This is a genomic window from Agrococcus sp. ARC_14, from assembly GCF_022436485.1.
GTDB lineage: Bacteria > Actinomycetota > Actinomycetes > Actinomycetales > Microbacteriaceae > Agrococcus.
Window position 1 is genome coordinate 286,374 of the sequence record NZ_JAKUDO010000001.1, and the last position, 17,448, is coordinate 303,821.

Below are 17,448 nucleotides of genomic sequence, written 5' to 3' on the forward strand. Positions count from 1 at the left end.
CGCTCGAGAACGAGGTTGTGGCAGGGTTTCGTGCCGTCTGGAGCCCCGATCGGCCCTCTGAGGCGCGTGGAGGCCGACTTTCTGGGCCAGACAGGGTAGAATCGGAGGGTTGCGCCGTCCCGGTGGATGGCGCGGAAGGCGGATGCGAAGAACCATGGTGAACGAGCACGACGCACAGCCAGGACAGTCAGCCCCAGAGCCCAGTGAGACGGTGAAGAAGAAGCCGGCACCGCAGCCCCAGCAGGGGGACTACGGCGCCGATCAGATCCAGATCCTCGAGGGCCTCGAGGCGGTGCGCAAGCGCCCGGGCATGTACATCGGCTCGACCGGTCCGCGCGGCCTGCACCACCTGGTCTCCGAGATCGTCGACAACGCCGTCGACGAGGCGCTCGCCGGCCACTGCGACAACATCGAAGTCACGATCCTGGCCGACGGCGGCATCCGCGTCTCCGACAACGGCCGCGGCATCCCCGTCGCCCCGCATTCGAGCGACCCGTCGAAGTCGACCGTCGAGGTCGTGCTCACCGTGCTGCATGCCGGCGGCAAGTTCGGCGGCGGCGGCTATGCGGTCTCCGGCGGCCTGCACGGCGTCGGCTCCTCGGTCGTGAACGCGCTCTCGTCGCGGCTCGACGTCGAGATCCACCGCGAGGGCCACGTGCACCGGCAGTCGTTCGCCGTCGGCGACCCGATGGGTCCGCTCGAGACCGGCGAGGCGACCGACACCACCGGCAGCATCGTCACCTTCTGGCCGAGCGCCGACATCTTCGAGACCATCGAGTTCGACTACGAGACGCTCGCGAAGCGCTTCCAGCAGATGGCGTTCCTCAACAAGGGCCTGCGCATCGCGATCGAGGATCTGCGCCCCGAGGCGCTCGTCCAACCCGACGGCGACGACACCGCCGCGCCGCAGCAGCGGGCGGATGAGTACCTGTATGAGAACGGCCTCAAGGACTACGTCGCGCACCTCAACGAGTCGAAGAAGGCCGAGCCGGTGCACGTCGAGATCATCGACTTCGAGTCGGAGGACACGGAGCGCCACATCTCGGTCGAGATCGCGATGCAGTGGACGAGCTCCTACCAGGAGGCCGTCTACACCTACGCGAACACGATCAACACGCACGAGGGCGGCACGCACGAGGAGGGCTTCCGCGCTGCGCTCACGACGCTCGTGAACAAGTACGCCCGGGCGACCAACCTCCTCAAGGAGAAGGATGAGAACCTCTCGGGCGACGACGTGCGCGAGGGTCTCACGGCCATCGTGTCGGTGAAGCTCGGTGAGCCGCAGTTCGAGGGCCAGACGAAGACCAAGCTCGGCAACACCGAGGCGAAGGCATTCGTGCAGAAGGTCACGGGCGAGGAGCTCGGCCACTGGTTCGAGTCGAACCCGGCCGTCGCGAAGGACATCGTGCGCAAGGGCATCCAGGCCGCGACCGCCCGCATCGCCGCTCGCAAGGCGCGCGAGCAGACGCGCCGCAAGGGCCTGCTCGAATCGGGCGGCATGCCCGGCAAGCTCAAGGACTGCCAGTCGAAGGACCCGTCGATCTCTGAGATCTTCCTGGTCGAGGGAAACTCGGCAGGCGGCTCGGCCGTGCAGGGCCGCAACCCCTACACGCAGGCGATCCTGCCGCTGCGCGGCAAGGTGCTCAACGTCGAGAAGGCCCGGCTCGACCGCGCGCTCGGCAACGCGGAGATCCAGTCGATGATCACCGCCTTCGGTGCCGGGCTCGGCGAGGAGTTCGACGCCGACAAGACCAGGTATCACAAGATCGTGCTGATGGCCGATGCCGACGTCGACGGCCAGCACATCACGACGCTGCTGCTGACCCTGCTGTTCCGCTACATGCGCCCGCTCATCGATCGCGGCTACGTCTATCTCGCCGCGCCGCCGCTGTTCAAGCTGAAGTGGTCGAACTCGGCGCCCGAGTATGCGTTCAGCGACCGTGAGCGAGACGCCATGCTCGCTGCCGGCCACGCCGCTGGCAAGCGCATCCCGAAGGACAACGGCGTGCAGCGCTACAAGGGTCTGGGCGAGATGAACTACTCGGAGCTGTGGGAGACCACGATGGATCCGGAGACCCGCACGCTGAAGCAGGTGACCCTGGACGACGCGGCCGTCGCCGACATGATCTTCGCGACCCTCATGGGCGAGGACGTCGATGCGCGCCGCACCTTCATCCAGAAGAACGCGCACGACGTGCGCTTCCTGGACATCTGAGGCTGAGAGAAGACGATGACTGACGAGACGACTCCCACCGCCGAGCCCTTCGACCGCGACGCCCCCAACCACGGGGCCATCGAGCAGGTCGACCTGCAGCTCGAGATGCAGCGCTCCTACCTCGACTACGCGATGAGCGTGATCGTGGGCCGCGCCCTGCCAGAGGTCCGCGACGGGCTCAAGCCGGTGCACCGCCGGGTGCTCTACGCGATGTACGACGGCGGCTACCGCCCCGACAAGGCGTTCTCCAAGTGCTCGCGCGTCGTCGGCGACGTCATGGGGCAGTTCCACCCGCACGGCGACACGGCCATCTACGACGCGCTGGTGCGCCTCGTGCAGCCGTGGAGCCTGCGCTACCCGCTCGCGCTCGGACAGGGCAACTTCGGCTCCGCGGGCGATGACCAGGCCGCTGCGGCTCGATACACAGAGACGAAGATGGCCCCGCTCGCCATGGAGATGGTGCGCGACATCGACGAGGACACCGTCGACTTCCAGGACAACTACGACGGTCGCACACAGGAGCCCTCGGTGCTCCCGGCGCGCTTCCCGAACCTGCTCGTCAACGGCTCCGTGGGCATCGCCGTCGGCATGGCCACGAACATCCCCCCGCACAACCTGCGCGAGGTTGCGGCAGGAGCCATCTGGCATCTCGAGCACCCGGATGCGTCGAAGGAAGAGCTGCTCGAGGCGCTCATCGAGCGCATCCAGGGCCCGGACTTCCCGACCGGTGCGCAGATCCTCGGCACCAAGGGCATCCAGGAGGCCTATCGCACGGGTCGCGGCTCGATCACGATGCGGGCCGTCGTCACGGTCGAGGAGGTCGGCAACCGCACGGCGCTCGTCGTCACGGAGCTGCCGTACCAGGTGAACCCGGACCGGCTCGCGGATCGCATCGCCGAGCTCGTCAAGGACGGCAAGCTGCAGGGCATCGCCGATCTCGAGGACCAGACCTCAGGCCGCACCGGCCAGCGCCTCGTCATCACGCTGAAGCGCGATGCGGTGGCGAAGGTGGTGCTGAACAACCTCTACAAGCACACGCAGCTGCAGGAGAACTTCGGCGCGAACATGCTGGCGATCGTCGATGGCGTGCCGCGCACGCTGCCGATCGACGGCTTCATCACGCATTGGGCCGACCACCAGGTCGAGGTCATCGTGCGGCGCACGCAGTTCCGCCTCCTCAAGGCCGAGGAGCGCATGCACACGCTCGAGGGCTATCTGAAGGCGCTCGACGCGCTCGACGAGGTCATCGCGCTCATCCGCGGATCCGCCACCACCGAAGCGGCACGCACCGGGCTGATGCAGCTGCTCGACGTCGACGAGAAGCAGGCAGCAGAGATCCTGGAGCTGCAGCTGCGCCGCCTGGCGGCGCTGGAGCGGCAGAAGATCCAGGACGAGGCGACCGAGCTCGAGGCCAAGATCGTCGACTACAAGGACATCATCGGCAGCCCGGCACGCCAGCGCACGATCATCATCGACGAGCTCCGCGAGGTCGTCGTGAAGTTCGGCGACGACCGCCGCACGGAGATCATGTACGGCTACGGCGGTGACGTCTCGATGGAAGACCTCATCCCCGAGGAGCAGATCGTCGTCAGCCTGACGACCGGCGGCTACATCAAGCGCACCCGCATCGACCAGTACCGCGCGCAGCACCGTGGCGGCAAGGGCGTCAGGGGCGCGCAGCTGCGCAGCGACGACATCGTCGGGCACTTCAGCGTGAACTCGACGCACGACTGGATGCTGTTCTTCACGAACCTCGGCCGGGTCTACCGGATGAAGGCGTACGAGATCGCCGAGGCCGGCCGCGATGCCAAGGGCCAGCACGTCGCCAACCTGCTGGCGTTCCAGCCCGATGAGCAGGTGCAGACCGTGCTCACGCTCCGCAGCTACGAGCAGGCCGACTACCTCGTGCTCGCCACACTGCACGGGCAGGTCAAGAAGACGAAGCTCGAGCTCTACGACACGAACCGCTCCGGCGGCATCATCGCCATCAACCTCGCAGACGACGACCGGCTGATCTCGGCGATGCTGGCCGACTCGGACGACGAGATCCTGGTGATCTCGAAGCAGGGTCGCGCGGCTCGCTTCGAGGCCACCGACGAGGCGCTGCGCCCGATGGGTCGGGCGACCGGCGGCGTGCGCGGCATCCGTCTCCGCAGCGACGACGAGGCGCTCGCAGCGATGGTCATCGGCGACGAGGGCTACGTGTTCGTCGTCACGGAGCAGGGCTTCGGCAAGAAGACCGCGGTCACCGACTACCCGACGAAGGGCCGTGGCACGCAGGGAGTGCTGACGTTCTCCTCCGGCGGTCACGATCGCGGCGCCCTCGTCGGCGCGACGATCGTGCAGGACGGCGATGAGCTGCTGCTCATCCGCACCTCCGGCAAGGTCATCCGCTCGCACGTCGACGAGGTGCGCGCCACCGGCCGCACCACGATGGGCGTGCAGTTCGCGGAGCGCTCCGAGAAGGATCTGGTGATCCAGATCGCCCGAAACGTGGAGGAAGAGGTCGTGGAGGCGGCCGCCGAGGCCGATGCGCCCGCGCCGGCCGACGCATCCGCCACCTCTGACGCTGCAGGCACCGTCGACGCGGAGGTCGATGGCGCTATCGTTGACGCCACGGACGACGCAGACGCCGACGCCGACACCACTGAGGAGAACGACGAATGAGCATTGCCGAGAAGCTGCAGAGCAAGACGCCTCGTCGCAGCGGATCGAACAAGCAGGTGCGCCTGCGGCTCGTGCACGTCGACTTCTGGTCGGCCATGAAGGTCTCGGCGATCCTGGGCCTGGTGCTCGGCATCGTGCAGCTGGTCGTCACCTTCGTGATGTGGACGCTGCTGCAGGTCGTCGGACTGTTCGACAGCTTCAACAACGTGCTCCGCGACATCCTGGCGCAACCAGATTTCGAGATCACCTCGATCCTGTCGCTGCCGCAGGTGCTGATGTTCACGCTGCTCGTCGCGGTGCTGAACTTCGTGGTGATCACCGTGATGGGCGCCGTTGTCGCAGTGATCTACAACCTCTCGGTGCGCCTCACCGGGGGCCTGCAGGTCGGCTTCGCCAACCAGTGATGCGGCACCGGACGGTGTTCCGGGAGGGAAGCACGGCATGGTAGAGTCGATGCTTGTGCTCGGGGCTATAGCTCAGGCGGTTAGAGCGCTTCGCTGATAACGAAGAGGTCCATGGTTCGAGTCCATGTAGCCCCACCACGCACAATCCCACGGCAGTGATGCCACGGGGCCTTAGCTCAGTTGGTAGAGCGCCTGCTTTGCAAGCAGGATGTCGGGAGTTCGATTCTCCCAGGCTCCACAGTTCGACCCCCGGCCATGACGGCCGGGGGTCTTCTCGTTGTTCGAGGAACGGCGGAGCGCGTCGCGAGGACTTCGACCCTCGGGGTTGACTGCGCTAGATAGTGAGTGTTCACTATCTAACATGGCAACCACGAGAGCCCCACGCGTCGGGATCGAGGAGCGACGGCCCCAGATCCTGATCGCCGGGCTCACCGAGTTCAGCCACAAGGGACTGCACGGCAGCTCGACCGTGACCATCGCCGCCGAGGTCGGCATCTCGCAGCCCAATCTGTTCCGCATCTTCCGCACCAAGCGCGACCTGTTCGTCGCCGTGCTGGAGGAGGCCTTCGCGAAGATCGCGCGCGAGATGCTCACCCTCGGCGCGCAGGATCCCGGGGCGCCGCTCGACACGATGTCGGATGCGTGGGGCTTGCTGATGGAGGACCGCGAGCTCATGCTCATGGTGCTGCAGGGATACGCAGCGAGCTCCGACGCCGTCATCCGCGATCGTATGCAGCGGTGGACCGGCGAGACGTTCGAGACCCTCGAGTCCATGCGCGGCGTGACCACTGACATCGCGCACGACTTCTTTGCCGACGGGATGCTCTACATGATCGCCGCCTCGATCGATCTCCCGGCGCGTGCGGACCAGGAGCCGTGGGCGAAGCGTTTCCTCGACTCCGGATCCTGAGCCGACACGAGTCCGCTCCGAGCCGCTCGCAGGTCTGCCGGCAGTGACTGGTCACGTTCTCAACCCGCAACAACAGGAGGAACGACCATGACAACTCCCACCGTCCTGGTGCTCGGGGCGACCGGCACCGTCGGCTCCGCGCTCGTCGCTGAGCTTGGCGTCCGCGGCGCGGCCGTCCGCGCGATGACGCGACGTCCCGATCATGAGATCCCCGGCGCAGAGACGGTCGTCGGCGATCTGCGGGACCCCGCGAGCCTCCGCGAGGCGCTCGTGGGCATCGACGCGATGTTCCTCAACAGCCCCTCCGAGGAGGAGGCGGCCGAGCTGCAGATGCGTGCCGTGGAGATCGCTCGCGACGCAGGCCTCGGCCGGCTGGTGCTGCTGTCGCAGTTCGCTGCGACGGCCGACTCCCCCGTGCGGTTCCTGCGCTGGCATGCGGCCGTCGAGGCGCATCTCGCGCAGTCGGAGATCGCGCACGTCGTCCTCCGTCCCAACCTCTACATGCAGTCGCTGCTCGGGTTCGCGAGCAGCATCGCCGCAGGTTGGTTCGCAGCGTCAGCAGGCGACGCGGCCGTGAGCGTCATCGACACACGGGACATCGCCGCCTCCGCTGCCGTCGCGTTGACCGGAGACGTGCACGGCACGTACACGCTCACCGGCCCAAGGGCGGTGACGCACGACGAGATCGCCGCTGCGCTCGCCACAGCGATCGGTCGTTCCGTCGAGTATCGCGATGTCTCTCCGCGGGAGTTCGCGGCTGCCATGACCGACTGGCTGCCGCCCTGGCAGCTCGAGGGAGCGGTGGAGGACTTCGCGCACTACGCGCGCGGCGAGGCAGCCGAGGTCACGACGGCCGTCGCCGACCTGACCACCCGCCCCGCTGGCGACATCATCGACTTCGCTCGCGACCACGCCGATGCCTTCCGGGGCGCCTGACGGAGACGGCCCCTTCCTGCGCCTGAGTCGGGCGTCGCAGCCAGACACCGGGCAGTGCGAGGATGGTCCGGATGGACAGGCGCAAGGACTGGCGGCAGCGGATCGTGGGCGCGATCCGCACAGACGCGTCCGCGCGGCCGATGACCGAGGCCATCCTCACGATCGACGAGGTGCATGCGCGCAAGGTCATCGACCTCGCGATGCGCATCGCCGAGGCGCTGACCGCCGTCGGCGCCTCGGCCAACGACGTCGCGCTCGCGACCATCCGCGTCTCGGGTGCGCTCGGCATCCGCCCCGTGCACGTCGACGTCACCTACAACTCGATCGGCGTCTCCTACCACCGCCACGACACCGACCTGCCGATCACGCTGATCCGGGTCGTGCGCGCGCCCGTGCCCGACCACGCCAAGCTGCAGCAGCTGCAGGCGCTCGTCGCCGACATCGAGGGCGGCCTCGAGCTCGAGCATGCGCGCAGCCGCTTCCACGCGATCCGCCGCCTGCCGTTCATGTATCGCCCGGCGTTCATCGTGCTCGCGCAGGGCGTCCTGACGGTCGGCGTCGCGCTGCTGTTCGGCGCCTCGTGGATCATCGCGCTCGTCGCCTTCCTCGCCGCGTGCGCCGCCGCCATGGTGCAGCGGCTGATGTCGCGCATGCGAGTGCCCTTCTTCTTCGCCCAGATCGTCGGCGCCTTCGTGGTCACGGCGATCGCCGCGGTGACGAGCTGGCTGGCGCAGCTGGGCGTGCCGCTGCTCGAGGACGCACGACCGTCGATCATCGTCGCCGCGGGCATCGTGCTCATGCTCGCGGGCATGTCGGTCGTCGGCGCCGCCCAGGACGCGATCGACGGCTTCGCGCTCACCGCGGGCGGCCGCATCCTCGACCTCGCGCTCCTCACGCTCGGCGTCGTGATCGGCATCGTCGGCGGCCTGTCGATCGCGCGAGCGCTGGGGATGGGCTTCGTGCTCTCGAGCGGGGCCACCGCGCTGGGCCCGCTGCCGCTGCAGTTCGCCGGCGTCGTGGTGATCGCGATCGCCGTGGCCATCTGGAACGGCGCCGGCCTGCGTACCATCGTCGTCAGCGCCGTGCTCGGCTGCATCGCCTGGCTGGGCTACACGGCGGCGACCGCCGGCGGCTTCGACGTAGCGGTCTCGAGCGCGTTCGGCGCCCTGATCGCAAGCTTCATCGGCATCCTCGTCGCCCACCGCCTGCACGTGCCGTCGATCGCCGTCACCACCGCCGCGATCGTGCCCATGGTGCCGGGCTCCGCCGTCTTCCGAGGCCTGCTCGAGCTCGTGGAGGCCGACGGCACCGCCGAGAGCCTCGTGCTGGGCGTCGCGACGCTCATCGGCGCCGGTTCGATCGGCATCGCGCTCGCCGCCGGTTCGTCGCTGGGCCTGTTCCTCGGGGCACCGCTGCGCGACACCATGGAGAGCCGCGTGCGCTCCCGCGGCCGCATCCGCTGACACCCTCGTCTTCGCGCTCGCGGCGCAGGAGGGCTACCGTGGTGGGGTCCCGTCGGGCGCGCCTCGGCGCGGGCCGCCGGGAGCGACGCGTCCCGGAGCAGGCAGGGAGCAGCGGAGGACGATGAGCGAGCACACGGAGCACACGGTCGGCGGGCACGACGACTCGACGGATGCCGAGCGCGAGCAGCGGGGGATCCGGCACGGGATCGAGGCGACACGGACGCTGCATCCGGCGCTCGATGCGCCGCCGACGCCGGCCGACGACGACAGCGACGACCCGCGTCCGCTCGACAAGGTCGTCTTCGGCGTCGCCGCGGCGGTCGCCCTCGGCTTCGTGCTGTGGGGGGCGTTGGGCACCCAGTCGCTCAGCGACGCATCCGGCGCAGGGCTCGAGTGGGTCGTGCACAACACCGGCTGGCTCTTCGCCCTGGCGGCATCCGGCTTCGTGATCTTCATCATCTGGATCGCGCTCAGCCGCTACGGCCGCATCCCGCTCGGCGACGACGGCGAGACACCAGAGTTCAGCACCGTGTCGTGGATCGCGATGATGTTCTCAGCCGGCATGGGCATCGGCCTGGTCTTCTACGGCGTCACCGAGCCGGTCAGCCACCTCATCGCTCCGCCGCCCGGCACCGGCGGCGGCACCGACACCGAGGCCGTGCGCACGGCGATGGCGACCACCATGTTCCACTGGTCGCTGCATCCGTGGGCGATCTACTCGGTCGTTGGCCTCGCGCTCGCCTACAGCGTGTTCCGCAAGCGCCGCTCGCTGCTGATCTCCTCGGCCTTCACGGCGCTGGTCGGCACGCGCGTGGTCGAGGGGCCGCTGGGCCGCGCGATCGACATCTTCGCGATCTTCGCCACGCTGTTCGGCTCCGCCACCTCGCTCGGCATCGGCGCGCTGCAGATCGGCTCCGGCCTGCAGATCGTCGCAGGCCTCGACGAGGTCTCGAACGCGCTGCTGATCGGCATCATCGCGGTGCTCACCGCCCTGTTCGTGATCTCGGCGGTCTCGGGAGTCTCGCGTGGCATCAAGTGGCTCTCGAACACCAACATGGTGCTCGCCGGCCTGCTGGCGCTGTTCGTCTTCGTGGTCGGCCCGACGATCTTCATCCTCAACCTGCTGCCCACCACGATCGCCGGCTACTTCGAGCAGATCGCCGTGATGTCCTCGCGCACCGAGGCCGCGGGCGGCCAAGAGGTCGCCGACTGGCTCTCGAGCTGGACCATCTTCTACTGGGCGTGGTGGATCAGCTGGACGCCCTTCGTCGGCATGTTCATCGCCCGCATCTCGCGCGGCCGCACCGTGCGCCAGTTCGTCACCGGCGTGCTCGTCGCCCCCACGCTCGTCTCGCTCGTGTGGTTCGCCGTCTTCGGCGGGCTGGGCATCGATCTGTCGCTCTCCGGCGTCGACCTCGGCACGGATGGCGCCGAGGAGGCCGTGCTCTTCACGGCGCTCGGCGAGCTGCCATGGGCGCAGATCACGGCGATCGTGGTGATGGTGCTCGTGGCGATCTTCTTCGTCTCGGGCGCCGACGCCGCATCCATCGTCATGGGCACGCTCTCGCACCGCGGCTCGCTCAAGCCGCACCGCGGCACGGTGGTGCTGTGGGGCGTCACGATGGGCGCGGTCGCCGCGATCATGCTGCTGCTCGGCGGTGAGGATGCGCTCGACGGCCTGCAGCAGATCACCATCATCGCTGCGCTGCCCTTCGTGCTCGTCATGGTCGGGCTTGCGATCGCGCTCGCGCGCGACCTGTCGCAGGATCCGGTCGTCGTGCGCCGCGCATACGCTGCGGCGGCGGTCGAGCACGCGGTGGTCTACGGCGTCACCGAGCACGGCGACGACTTCCAGCTCACGGTCGGTCAGTCGCCGCCAGGCGAGGGCGTCGGCGAGCTCGTGACGACGCAGCCGGTCGAGGAGCTGCCCGAGGCCGAGGCGGCCGCGGCGCGCGACGAGCCCGAGCCGCAGACGGATGCGTCCTCGGAGGAGCGAGCGGATGCGTCAGCGGACCACGACCCCGATGGCTCCGGTGCCGCGCCCGAAGCGGGCCGCCCGCCGCAGCCGTCGCCGTAGGATGGCCTGATGCGCATGCGAGTCGCCGCCTACGCCCTCATCACGAGGGGTGAGGGCGACGGGCGCGAGATCCTGCTGCCGCACTGGAACGAGAGCGGCATGAGCGGATGGACGCTGCCGGGCGGCGGTGTCGAGCCGGGCGAGCACCCGGCCGACGGCGCCGTGCGGGAGGTCAAGGAGGAGACCGGCTACGACGTGCGGCTCACCGGCTTGTTGGGCGTCGACTCCGCGGTGCTGCCGACGACGGCACGCGGCGACGAGCTGCAGGCCCTGCGCATCCTCTATCGCGCCGAGATCACCGGCGGCGAGCTCGCGGTCGAGGTCGACGGCACCACCGACGACGTGGCCTGGCACCAGCTGGCCGCGGTGCCGGAGCTGCGGCACGTGCACGCGGTCGACTGGGCGATCAGCCATCTCGACGACGACGGCAGCCCGCTGCGCTGACCCGCGCATCCGCCATCATGCATCCGCTCATCATCATCGGCTTCTGCCTCATGGTCGCCTGCTGCGTCGTGAGCGGCATCGACATCTTCCGCACCATCCGCGAGGGCAGGGAGCCGGAACGGCGGATGCGCTCGTTCCTGCTCGCCGCCGGGCTGCTGGTGGGCGGCGGGATCCTCGTGATCATCGGTGTCACGCTGCGCTGAGGCGCTGCGCGGCGACCGCGCACAGACATGACGAAGGCCCCGCCATGTGGCGGGGCCTTCGGTGTCGTTCGATCAGGCCTGCGGTGAGCCGGCCTCCGGGCCGTCCGCCAGGCCGCCGGAGGGCTGGCCCGCCGAGCGCGGGGGAGCGTCGACCGCGGTGTCCTCGGCGTCCGGGATCCACAGATCGTCGTCGGCACGGAGCGTCTGCCATGCGGCGTAGGCGGCGCTGACCACGGCGACGGTGCCCACACCGATGAGCACCCACTGGAACGCGTTCGGGCCGGAGCGCTGCGCCTTGGAGGGCGAGACCTCAGGCACCGTCGCGTAGCGGCGCACGTTGTCGATCGCGTGCTTCACGCGGTCGTCCTTGGCGAGCTGTGCCATCGCAGCGAACGAGCCGAGGCCCGTGGCGATCGCGGGAACGACGGTGCTGTTCCAGCCCTTGGTGGCCTTCGAGAGTCCGTCACGGCCGGCGTCGACACCACGGTGCACGGCGCGCTCGGCGGCAGGCCGCAGCGACTCGTTGCCGTAGGCACGTGCCTGATCCTTCGCCTGACGGGCGATCTCAGCGGCGTGATTGCTCACGGTCCGCTGCTCAGCCCAGAGCTTGTCGGCCTGCTTGCGGAGCTTCTTGATCTCCTTCGCGCGCTTGCGCGTGAGTTCGAGTGACATGGCTGTCCTTCCGTGGTCGAAGCCTGGGCGTCATCCTTGCAGGTTTTCCTGGGCACGTCACCCAGTGTCGGGCGGTTTCGCTGTCGTCGAACCGAGCCCCGGAGACCGTCTTCGGAGCGCCCTGCTGTGGGAGGATCGACACATGGCTCACCACACTGCTGTCGCAACGATCCGTACGAATCTCGGCGAGATCAAGGTCAATCTCCTCGGCGACCACGCTCCCACGACCGTCAAGAACTTCACCGACCTGGCGACAGGTGCTCGCGAGTGGACGCACCCCGCCACCGGCGAGACGTCGACCGCGCCGCTCTACGACGGTGTGATCTTCCACCGCATCATCCCCGACTTCATGATCCAGGGCGGCGACCCGCTCGGTCAGGGCGTCGGCGGCCCGGGCTACCAGTTCGACGACGAGATCCACCCCGACCTCACCTTCGACGCTCCCTACGTGCTCGCCATGGCGAACGCCGGCAAGATCGCGGGCAAGGGCACGAACGGCTCGCAGTTCTTCATCACTACCATCCCGACGCCGTGGCTGCAGGGCAAGCACACGATCTTCGGTCTCGTCGAGGACGAGGCGTCGCAGGCCGTCGTCGACGCGATCCAGGCGGTGGCGACCGACGGCCGTGACAAGCCGCTCGAGGACGTCGTCATCGAGGCCGTCGAGATCCAGCAGGCCTGAGCCTTCCGTGACCGCATCCGCGCCGGCCGATCGGTGCTACCGGCACCCTGACCGGGTCAGCTGGGTGCTGTGCTCGCGCTGCGGGCGCACGGTCTGCGGCGAATGCCAGCAGCAGGTGCCCGTGGGCGTCCGCTGCCCCGACTGCGTGCGCGAGCTCGCGCAGGAGCAGCGCACGCTGCAGCGCGAGACGCGGGTCGCCAACGGCCGCCCGCGCACCGCGGTCGGTGGCCGTGTCCGGCAGTGGCTCGCGCAGCCGGCACCGGTCACCATCGCGATCATCGCGGTGACGGCGCTCGTCGGCGCGATGCAGATCCTGCCGGGCGACCTGTCGAGCCAGCTCATGTACTTCCTGGGCTACTCGCTCGTCGAGCCATGGCGCTTCGTCACCTACGCGCTCGTGCACGCGGGGGTGCTGCACTTCGCCTTCAACATGATGGTGCTCTACATGGTCGGCCCGGCCATCGAGCAGCGCATCGGCAGGCTGCCGTTCCTCGCGGCCTACATCGTGAGCGCCGCGGGCGCGGCGGTCGCGGTCGCCTGGCTCACGCCCATGTCGGCGGTGGTCGGCGCATCGGGCGCGATCTACGCGCTCTTCGGCATGATGATCGGCATGCAGCGCATGATCGGGCGCGTGCAGCCCGCGCTGCTGGTGATGGTCGGCATCAACCTGGTCATCACCTTCATGTTCGGCGGCATCTCGTGGCCGGCGCACGTCGGAGGGCTCGTGATCGGGCTGGCGTTGGGCTTCGGCATCGGATGGGTGCACAAGCGCATGCGTGGCGACCAGGCCACGAAGGCAGCCTGGCTCGTCATCGGCGGGGTCGCCGTCGTGCTCGCTGCGCTCTTCGCGCTCCGGATCGCGCTCGTGCTCTGAGCGTTCTCCACAGGTTTATCCACACCTGGGGAAAACTACACGCGTGTAACTCGACTATTTCCAGCGCGTGGTCATGATGAACCCGACGAACATCACGGCGAAGCCGATGACGATGTTCCACGAGCCGAGCGACGGGATCGGCAGGGTCGTGCCCGAGATGTAGTAGACGATGACCCACAGGAACCCGACGATCATGAAGCCGAACATGACGGGCTTGAACCAGGCGGGGTTGCGCTGCGCATCGTGGGGGTTCCGCTCGCGGCCCTTCTTGGGCTTGGCAGCAGACGCCTTCTCCACGGACTTCTCGCTGGGGCTCATGGAACCCCATGGTAATGCAGTCGGGCCCTAGGATTGTTCCGTGGCCAGGCAGCAGCGCGAGCGCCGGCGCCGACCGCGGCGCCGAGCCACGTTCGCGAGCGTTCTCGGCGAGCTGCTGCTCACGGTCGGAGTGCTGGCTCTCGGCTACGCGGGCTGGCAGGTGTGGTTGGCCGACGCGGTGCTCGGCGGCCAGCAGCAGCAGGCAGCCCAGGTGTTCGCCGCAGAGCTCGGCCCGAACGTGGTGGCCTCGCCGCAGACCGAGCTGCGCACCGACGAGCCGCCCGCCGAGACGGTGCCGGCAGAGCTCGACTCGTTCGCCGTCATGTACATCCCGCGCCTGGGGGAGTTCGAGCGCACCGTCGGGCAGGGCACGAGCCGCACGGTGCTCGACTCCCTCGAGCAGGGCCTCGCGCACTACAGCGAATCGGCGATGCCGGGCGAGCTGGGCAACTTCGCCGTCGCGGGCCACCGCAACGGCCAGGGCGGTCCCTTCACGCACCTCGACGAGATGCGCATCGGCGACCGCATCTACGTGAAGACGGCCGAGGCCTGGTACGTCTACGAGTTCCGCAACCACGAGTACGTCGCGCCCACCGGCGTCGGTGTCGTCGCCACAGTGCCGCAGCAGCCCGAGACTCCTGCGGACGGCCGCTACCTGACGCTCACGACCTGCAACCCCGAGTGGTCGGCCGAGGGCAGGCTCATCGCCTACGCGACGATGGTCGGCTGGCAGCCCGCCTCCGACGGCATGCCCGCCGAGCTCGCCGAGACGCTCGGGAGGCTCTGATGTACGCAGCCATCTGGCGCGCGCTGCCCGGGCCGTGGCCACTGAGGCTCGTCCTCGCGCTGGCGCTCGTCGCCGGCGTCGCCTACCTGCTGATCTTCCACGTCTACCCGTGGGTCATGCAGGAGTTCTTCCCCACCCCCGACCCGGTGCTCGACGCATCCGGGCGCGCATCCATCTCTGGACTGACATGACCCGCATCCTCGTCGTCGACAACTTCGACTCCTTCGTCTACACGCTCGCCGGTTACCTCGAGGAGCTCGGCGCAGAGGTCGAGGTCGTGCGCAACGACGCGGTCGAGGCCTCCACCATCACCGAGTGGGACGCCGTGCTGCTGTCGCCGGGGCCGGGCGCACCCGCCGACGCGGGCGTGTCGATCCCGATGGTGCACGCCGCGATCGAGACCGGCACGCCGCTGCTGGGCGTCTGCCTCGGCCACCAGGCGATCGCGGAGGCGCTCGGCGGCGTCGTCACGCACGCGCCGGAGCTCATGCACGGCAAGACCAGCCTCGTGACGCACGACGGCACGACGGTCTTCGAGGGGCTGCCGAGCCCGCTCACGGCGACCCGCTACCACTCGCTCGCCATCGTCGACGGCACGATGCCGGCGATGCTGCGCGTCACGGCGCGCACGCTGCCCGCGGTGACCTCGGCGGGGTCGCTCCCGGATGCGTCGGGTGCGGATGCGGACGACACGGCCGGTCAGGCAGACGGCGTGATCATGGCGCTCGAGCACCGCGAGGCGCCGGTGTGGGGCGTGCAGTTCCACCCGGAGTCGGTGCTCACCGAGGGCGGCTACCGGATGCTCGGCAACTGGCTGGAGGCTGCGGGTCTCGCCGGTGCTGCGGAACGGGCCGCTGGCCGCGCGCCACTTGTCACGCTGGCGCCGGCTCCTGCGCGATAGGCGAGGCTAGCCCGACGACCTCAGTCGTCGTCGTTCCCGCCGCCGCCGCCGCCACCGTTGCCGCCGCCATTGCCGCCACCGTTGCCGCCGCCATCCTCGCTCTCGCTGGGCTCGGGGTCCTGGGTGGGCTCGGGCTCCGGCGGGGGCGGGGGCTGGCCGTTGCAGTAGAGCAGCGTGATCGTGCTGCCCTGCGGGTGGTCGCCAGGTGCGAGCGACTGCTCGACGACGTCGCCGCCCATGCAGCGCAGCGTGAAGCGGCGCTCGACCGTGAGGCCGAGCTCCTGCATCTGCGATGCCGCTGCGGCGATCGGCTGGCCGGTGACGTCCGGCACGGGCACCAGGCCGTTCGAGAGCACGAGATCGATCGTGGCGCCCTGCGAGACGTCGGTGCCAGCGCTCGGGTCCGTGCTGATGACCTGATCGGCCGCCACGGTCTCTGATGAGTCGCGAGTGACGTCGCCGACCGTGTATCCCGCGGCCTCGAGCGCCTGCCTCGCCTGCGCCTCCGTGAGGTTCGTGACGCTCATGAGCGGCGCCGGCGGGGGGCCGTTGGAGACAATCAGCTGCACGGCAGAGCCGGGCGCGATGTTGACGCCGGCCTCGGGTTCGGAGCGCAGCACGGTGCCTGCCGGGGCCGCGTCGATGGTGCGGCGAACCTCCGGCAGCAGCTCCGCGCCCTCGACCGCGGCCATCGCCTCTTCCTCCTGCAGGCCGACGACCTCGGGCACAGGCGTCGACAGCCCGGCGATCTCGAGGTTGCCGAGGCTGAACGCCCAGACGCCAGCACCCACGACGAGCACAGCGATGAGCGCGACCGCGCCCCACAGCCACGCAAGATGCGGCTTGCGGCTGCGCTCTGCTGCTGCAGCAGCCGCCGCGGTCTCGGGCTCGGCGTCGTCGGCGGCGAGCGCGGCGAACATGGTCGTCGCTGCACCGATCTCGATCGGCGCCGTCTGCGGGCTCTCGAAGGGCACGAGGGTGCCGGCGAGCGCGTCGTCGAGCGCCTGCTTGAACTCGGTGGCCGTCTGGAAGCGGTCGTCGCGCGGCTTCAGCAGCGCCTTCTGCACCACCGAGTCCATCTGCGGCGTGATGCCAGGCGTGATGGATGAGGTGGTCGGCGGCTCCTCGGCGACATGCTGGTAGGCGACGCCGACGGCGGTGTCTGCCTGGAACGGCGGCTTGCCCGTCAGCAGCTCGAAGAGGATGACGCCCGTGGAGTAGAGGTCGGTGCGGGCATCGACCGACTCGCCGCGCGCCTGCTCCGGCGAGAAGTAGCCGGCGGTGCCGAGGATCGTGCCGGTCTGGGCGACGTTCGCGCTGGTCTCGCTGACGGCGCGCGCGATGCCGAAGTCCATCACCTTGATCTGGCCGCCGGGCGTGACCATGACGTTGCCGGGCTTGATGTCGCGGTGCACGATGCCCGCGCGATGCGAGTACTCGAGCGCCGTCAGGATGCCCTTGGTGATGCGCACGGCCTCTGCCTCGGGCAGCGGACCCTCAGCGATGATGTCCTTCACCATCCGGCCGTCGACGTACTCCATGACGATGTACGGCACAGCGGCGGGCTCGCCCTGCGGGTCGACGGTGGGCTCCTCGCCGGCGTCGAACACACGCACGACCGTCGGGTGCGACATGCGCGCGGCCGATTGAGCCTCCTGTCGGAAGCGCGTGCGGAACTCGGGATCCTTCGACAGGTCGGGCTTCAGCAGCTTCACGGCCACCTGGCGGTCGAGGCGGGTGTCGCGAGCGAGATGCACCTGCGCCATGCCGCCCTGCCCGATGAGATCGCCGATCTCGTAGCGGTCGCCGAGGGTGCGCAGCGACGCGATGATGCTGTCGGTCAACGCGGCTCCTCACCTCGTGCGTCCAGTCCGGATGGACCCCGGCTCGCGCAG

At 69.2% G+C, this 17,448-nt stretch carries 17 protein-coding genes and 2 tRNA genes; 16 read left to right on the top strand and 3 right to left on the bottom strand.

Annotated elements, in window-relative coordinates:
* The first annotated feature begins 154 nt into the window (after positions 1 to 154).
* The 11 genes from gyrB (at position 155) to MKD51_RS01505 (ending at position 11,319) form a co-directional block, all read left to right on the top strand.
* On the top strand, positions 155 to 2,215 hold the full coding sequence (gyrB, locus tag MKD51_RS01455; protein WP_240237331.1) for a DNA topoisomerase (ATP-hydrolyzing) subunit B: 2,061 nt from the start codon (positions 155 to 157) through the stop codon (positions 2,213 to 2,215).
* 15 nt (positions 2,216 to 2,230) lie between these two features.
* Positions 2,231 to 4,882 (top strand): DNA gyrase subunit A, encoded by a 2,652-nt coding sequence (gene gyrA / locus MKD51_RS01460; RefSeq protein WP_240237333.1) that lies wholly within the window; start codon positions 2,231 to 2,233, stop codon positions 4,880 to 4,882.
* Complete coding sequence (locus MKD51_RS01465) at positions 4,879 to 5,286, top strand: DUF3566 domain-containing protein (protein WP_240237335.1); 408 nt, start codon at positions 4,879 to 4,881, stop codon at positions 5,284 to 5,286. The genes gyrA and MKD51_RS01465 overlap by 4 nt, the downstream gene beginning before the upstream one ends.
* 61 nt (positions 5,287 to 5,347) lie before the next feature.
* Positions 5,348 to 5,424 (top strand) — tRNA-Ile (locus MKD51_RS01470).
* Between the two features lie 27 nt (positions 5,425 to 5,451).
* Positions 5,452 to 5,524: transfer RNA gene (locus MKD51_RS01475), tRNA-Ala, on the top strand.
* 123 nt (positions 5,525 to 5,647) lie between these two features.
* Entirely contained in the window at positions 5,648 to 6,196 is a 549-nt protein-coding gene (locus MKD51_RS01480) for a TetR/AcrR family transcriptional regulator (RefSeq protein WP_240237337.1), read from the top strand.
* A gap of 87 nt (positions 6,197 to 6,283) precedes the next feature.
* Positions 6,284 to 7,132 (top strand): NAD(P)H-binding protein, encoded by an 849-nt coding sequence (locus tag MKD51_RS01485; protein WP_240237339.1) that lies wholly within the window; start codon positions 6,284 to 6,286, stop codon positions 7,130 to 7,132.
* Between the two features lie 71 nt (positions 7,133 to 7,203).
* Positions 7,204 to 8,595, top strand: coding sequence for a threonine/serine exporter family protein (locus MKD51_RS01490; RefSeq protein ID WP_240237341.1), 1,392 nt, complete (start codon positions 7,204 to 7,206; stop codon positions 8,593 to 8,595).
* Between the two features lie 121 nt (positions 8,596 to 8,716).
* The gene (locus tag MKD51_RS01495; protein WP_240237343.1) at positions 8,717 to 10,672 is read left to right on the top strand and encodes a BCCT family transporter; all 1,956 of its coding nucleotides are present in this window, start codon (positions 8,717 to 8,719) and stop codon (positions 10,670 to 10,672) included.
* 9 nt (positions 10,673 to 10,681) lie between these two features.
* The gene (locus tag MKD51_RS01500) at positions 10,682 to 11,116 is read left to right on the top strand and encodes an NUDIX domain-containing protein (RefSeq protein ID WP_240237352.1); all 435 of its coding nucleotides are present in this window, start codon (positions 10,682 to 10,684) and stop codon (positions 11,114 to 11,116) included.
* A 17-nt stretch (positions 11,117 to 11,133) separates the two neighbouring features.
* The gene (locus tag MKD51_RS01505; protein WP_240237354.1) at positions 11,134 to 11,319 is read left to right on the top strand and encodes a hypothetical protein; all 186 of its coding nucleotides are present in this window, start codon (positions 11,134 to 11,136) and stop codon (positions 11,317 to 11,319) included.
* Positions 11,320 to 11,391: 72 nt separating this feature from the next.
* Here MKD51_RS01505 and MKD51_RS01510 read toward each other — a convergent pair whose 3' ends face one another.
* Positions 11,392 to 11,991 carry a hypothetical protein gene (locus MKD51_RS01510; protein WP_240237356.1) on the bottom strand — a complete coding sequence of 200 codons (600 nt, stop codon included), beginning with the start codon at positions 11,989 to 11,991 and terminating at the stop codon, positions 11,392 to 11,394.
* 142 nt (positions 11,992 to 12,133) lie between these two features.
* On the opposite strand from MKD51_RS01510, the gene MKD51_RS01515 reads away from it, so the two are divergent.
* Together MKD51_RS01515 and MKD51_RS16270 are read left to right on the top strand one after the other, a co-directional pair.
* Complete coding sequence (locus tag MKD51_RS01515) at positions 12,134 to 12,673, top strand: peptidylprolyl isomerase (protein ID WP_240237358.1); 540 nt, start codon at positions 12,134 to 12,136, stop codon at positions 12,671 to 12,673.
* Positions 12,674 to 12,680: 7 nt separating this feature from the next.
* On the top strand, positions 12,681 to 13,547 hold the full coding sequence (locus tag MKD51_RS16270) for a rhomboid family intramembrane serine protease (protein WP_240237367.1): 867 nt from the start codon (positions 12,681 to 12,683) through the stop codon (positions 13,545 to 13,547).
* A 54-nt stretch (positions 13,548 to 13,601) separates the two neighbouring features.
* Here the strand turns inward: MKD51_RS16270 and MKD51_RS01525 are convergent, their stop codons facing one another.
* Positions 13,602 to 13,865, bottom strand: coding sequence for a cell division protein CrgA (locus MKD51_RS01525; RefSeq protein WP_240237369.1), 264 nt, complete (start codon positions 13,863 to 13,865; stop codon positions 13,602 to 13,604).
* Between the two features lie 40 nt (positions 13,866 to 13,905).
* Here MKD51_RS01525 and MKD51_RS01530 point away from each other — a divergent pair, with 40 nt between their 5' ends.
* The 3 genes from MKD51_RS01530 to MKD51_RS01540 are packed head-to-tail and all read left to right on the top strand — an operon-like array spanning position 13,906 to position 15,553.
* Positions 13,906 to 14,652, top strand: a complete 747-nt coding sequence (locus MKD51_RS01530) for a class E sortase (protein WP_240237371.1) — start codon at positions 13,906 to 13,908, stop codon at positions 14,650 to 14,652.
* A complete protein-coding gene (locus MKD51_RS01535; protein WP_240237373.1) occupies positions 14,652 to 14,843 on the top strand; it encodes a hypothetical protein in 192 nt (63 codons plus the stop codon). The genes MKD51_RS01530 and MKD51_RS01535 overlap by 1 nt, the downstream gene beginning before the upstream one ends.
* Positions 14,840 to 15,553 (top strand): aminodeoxychorismate/anthranilate synthase component II, encoded by a 714-nt coding sequence (locus MKD51_RS01540; protein WP_240237375.1) that lies wholly within the window; start codon positions 14,840 to 14,842, stop codon positions 15,551 to 15,553. The genes MKD51_RS01535 and MKD51_RS01540 overlap by 4 nt, the downstream gene beginning before the upstream one ends.
* A 20-nt stretch (positions 15,554 to 15,573) precedes the next feature.
* On the opposite strand, the gene pknB is transcribed toward MKD51_RS01540, so the two are convergent.
* A complete protein-coding gene (pknB, locus tag MKD51_RS01545) occupies positions 15,574 to 17,397 on the bottom strand; it encodes a Stk1 family PASTA domain-containing Ser/Thr kinase (protein WP_240237377.1) in 1,824 nt (607 codons plus the stop codon).
* Positions 17,398 to 17,448: the final 51 nt, after the last annotated feature.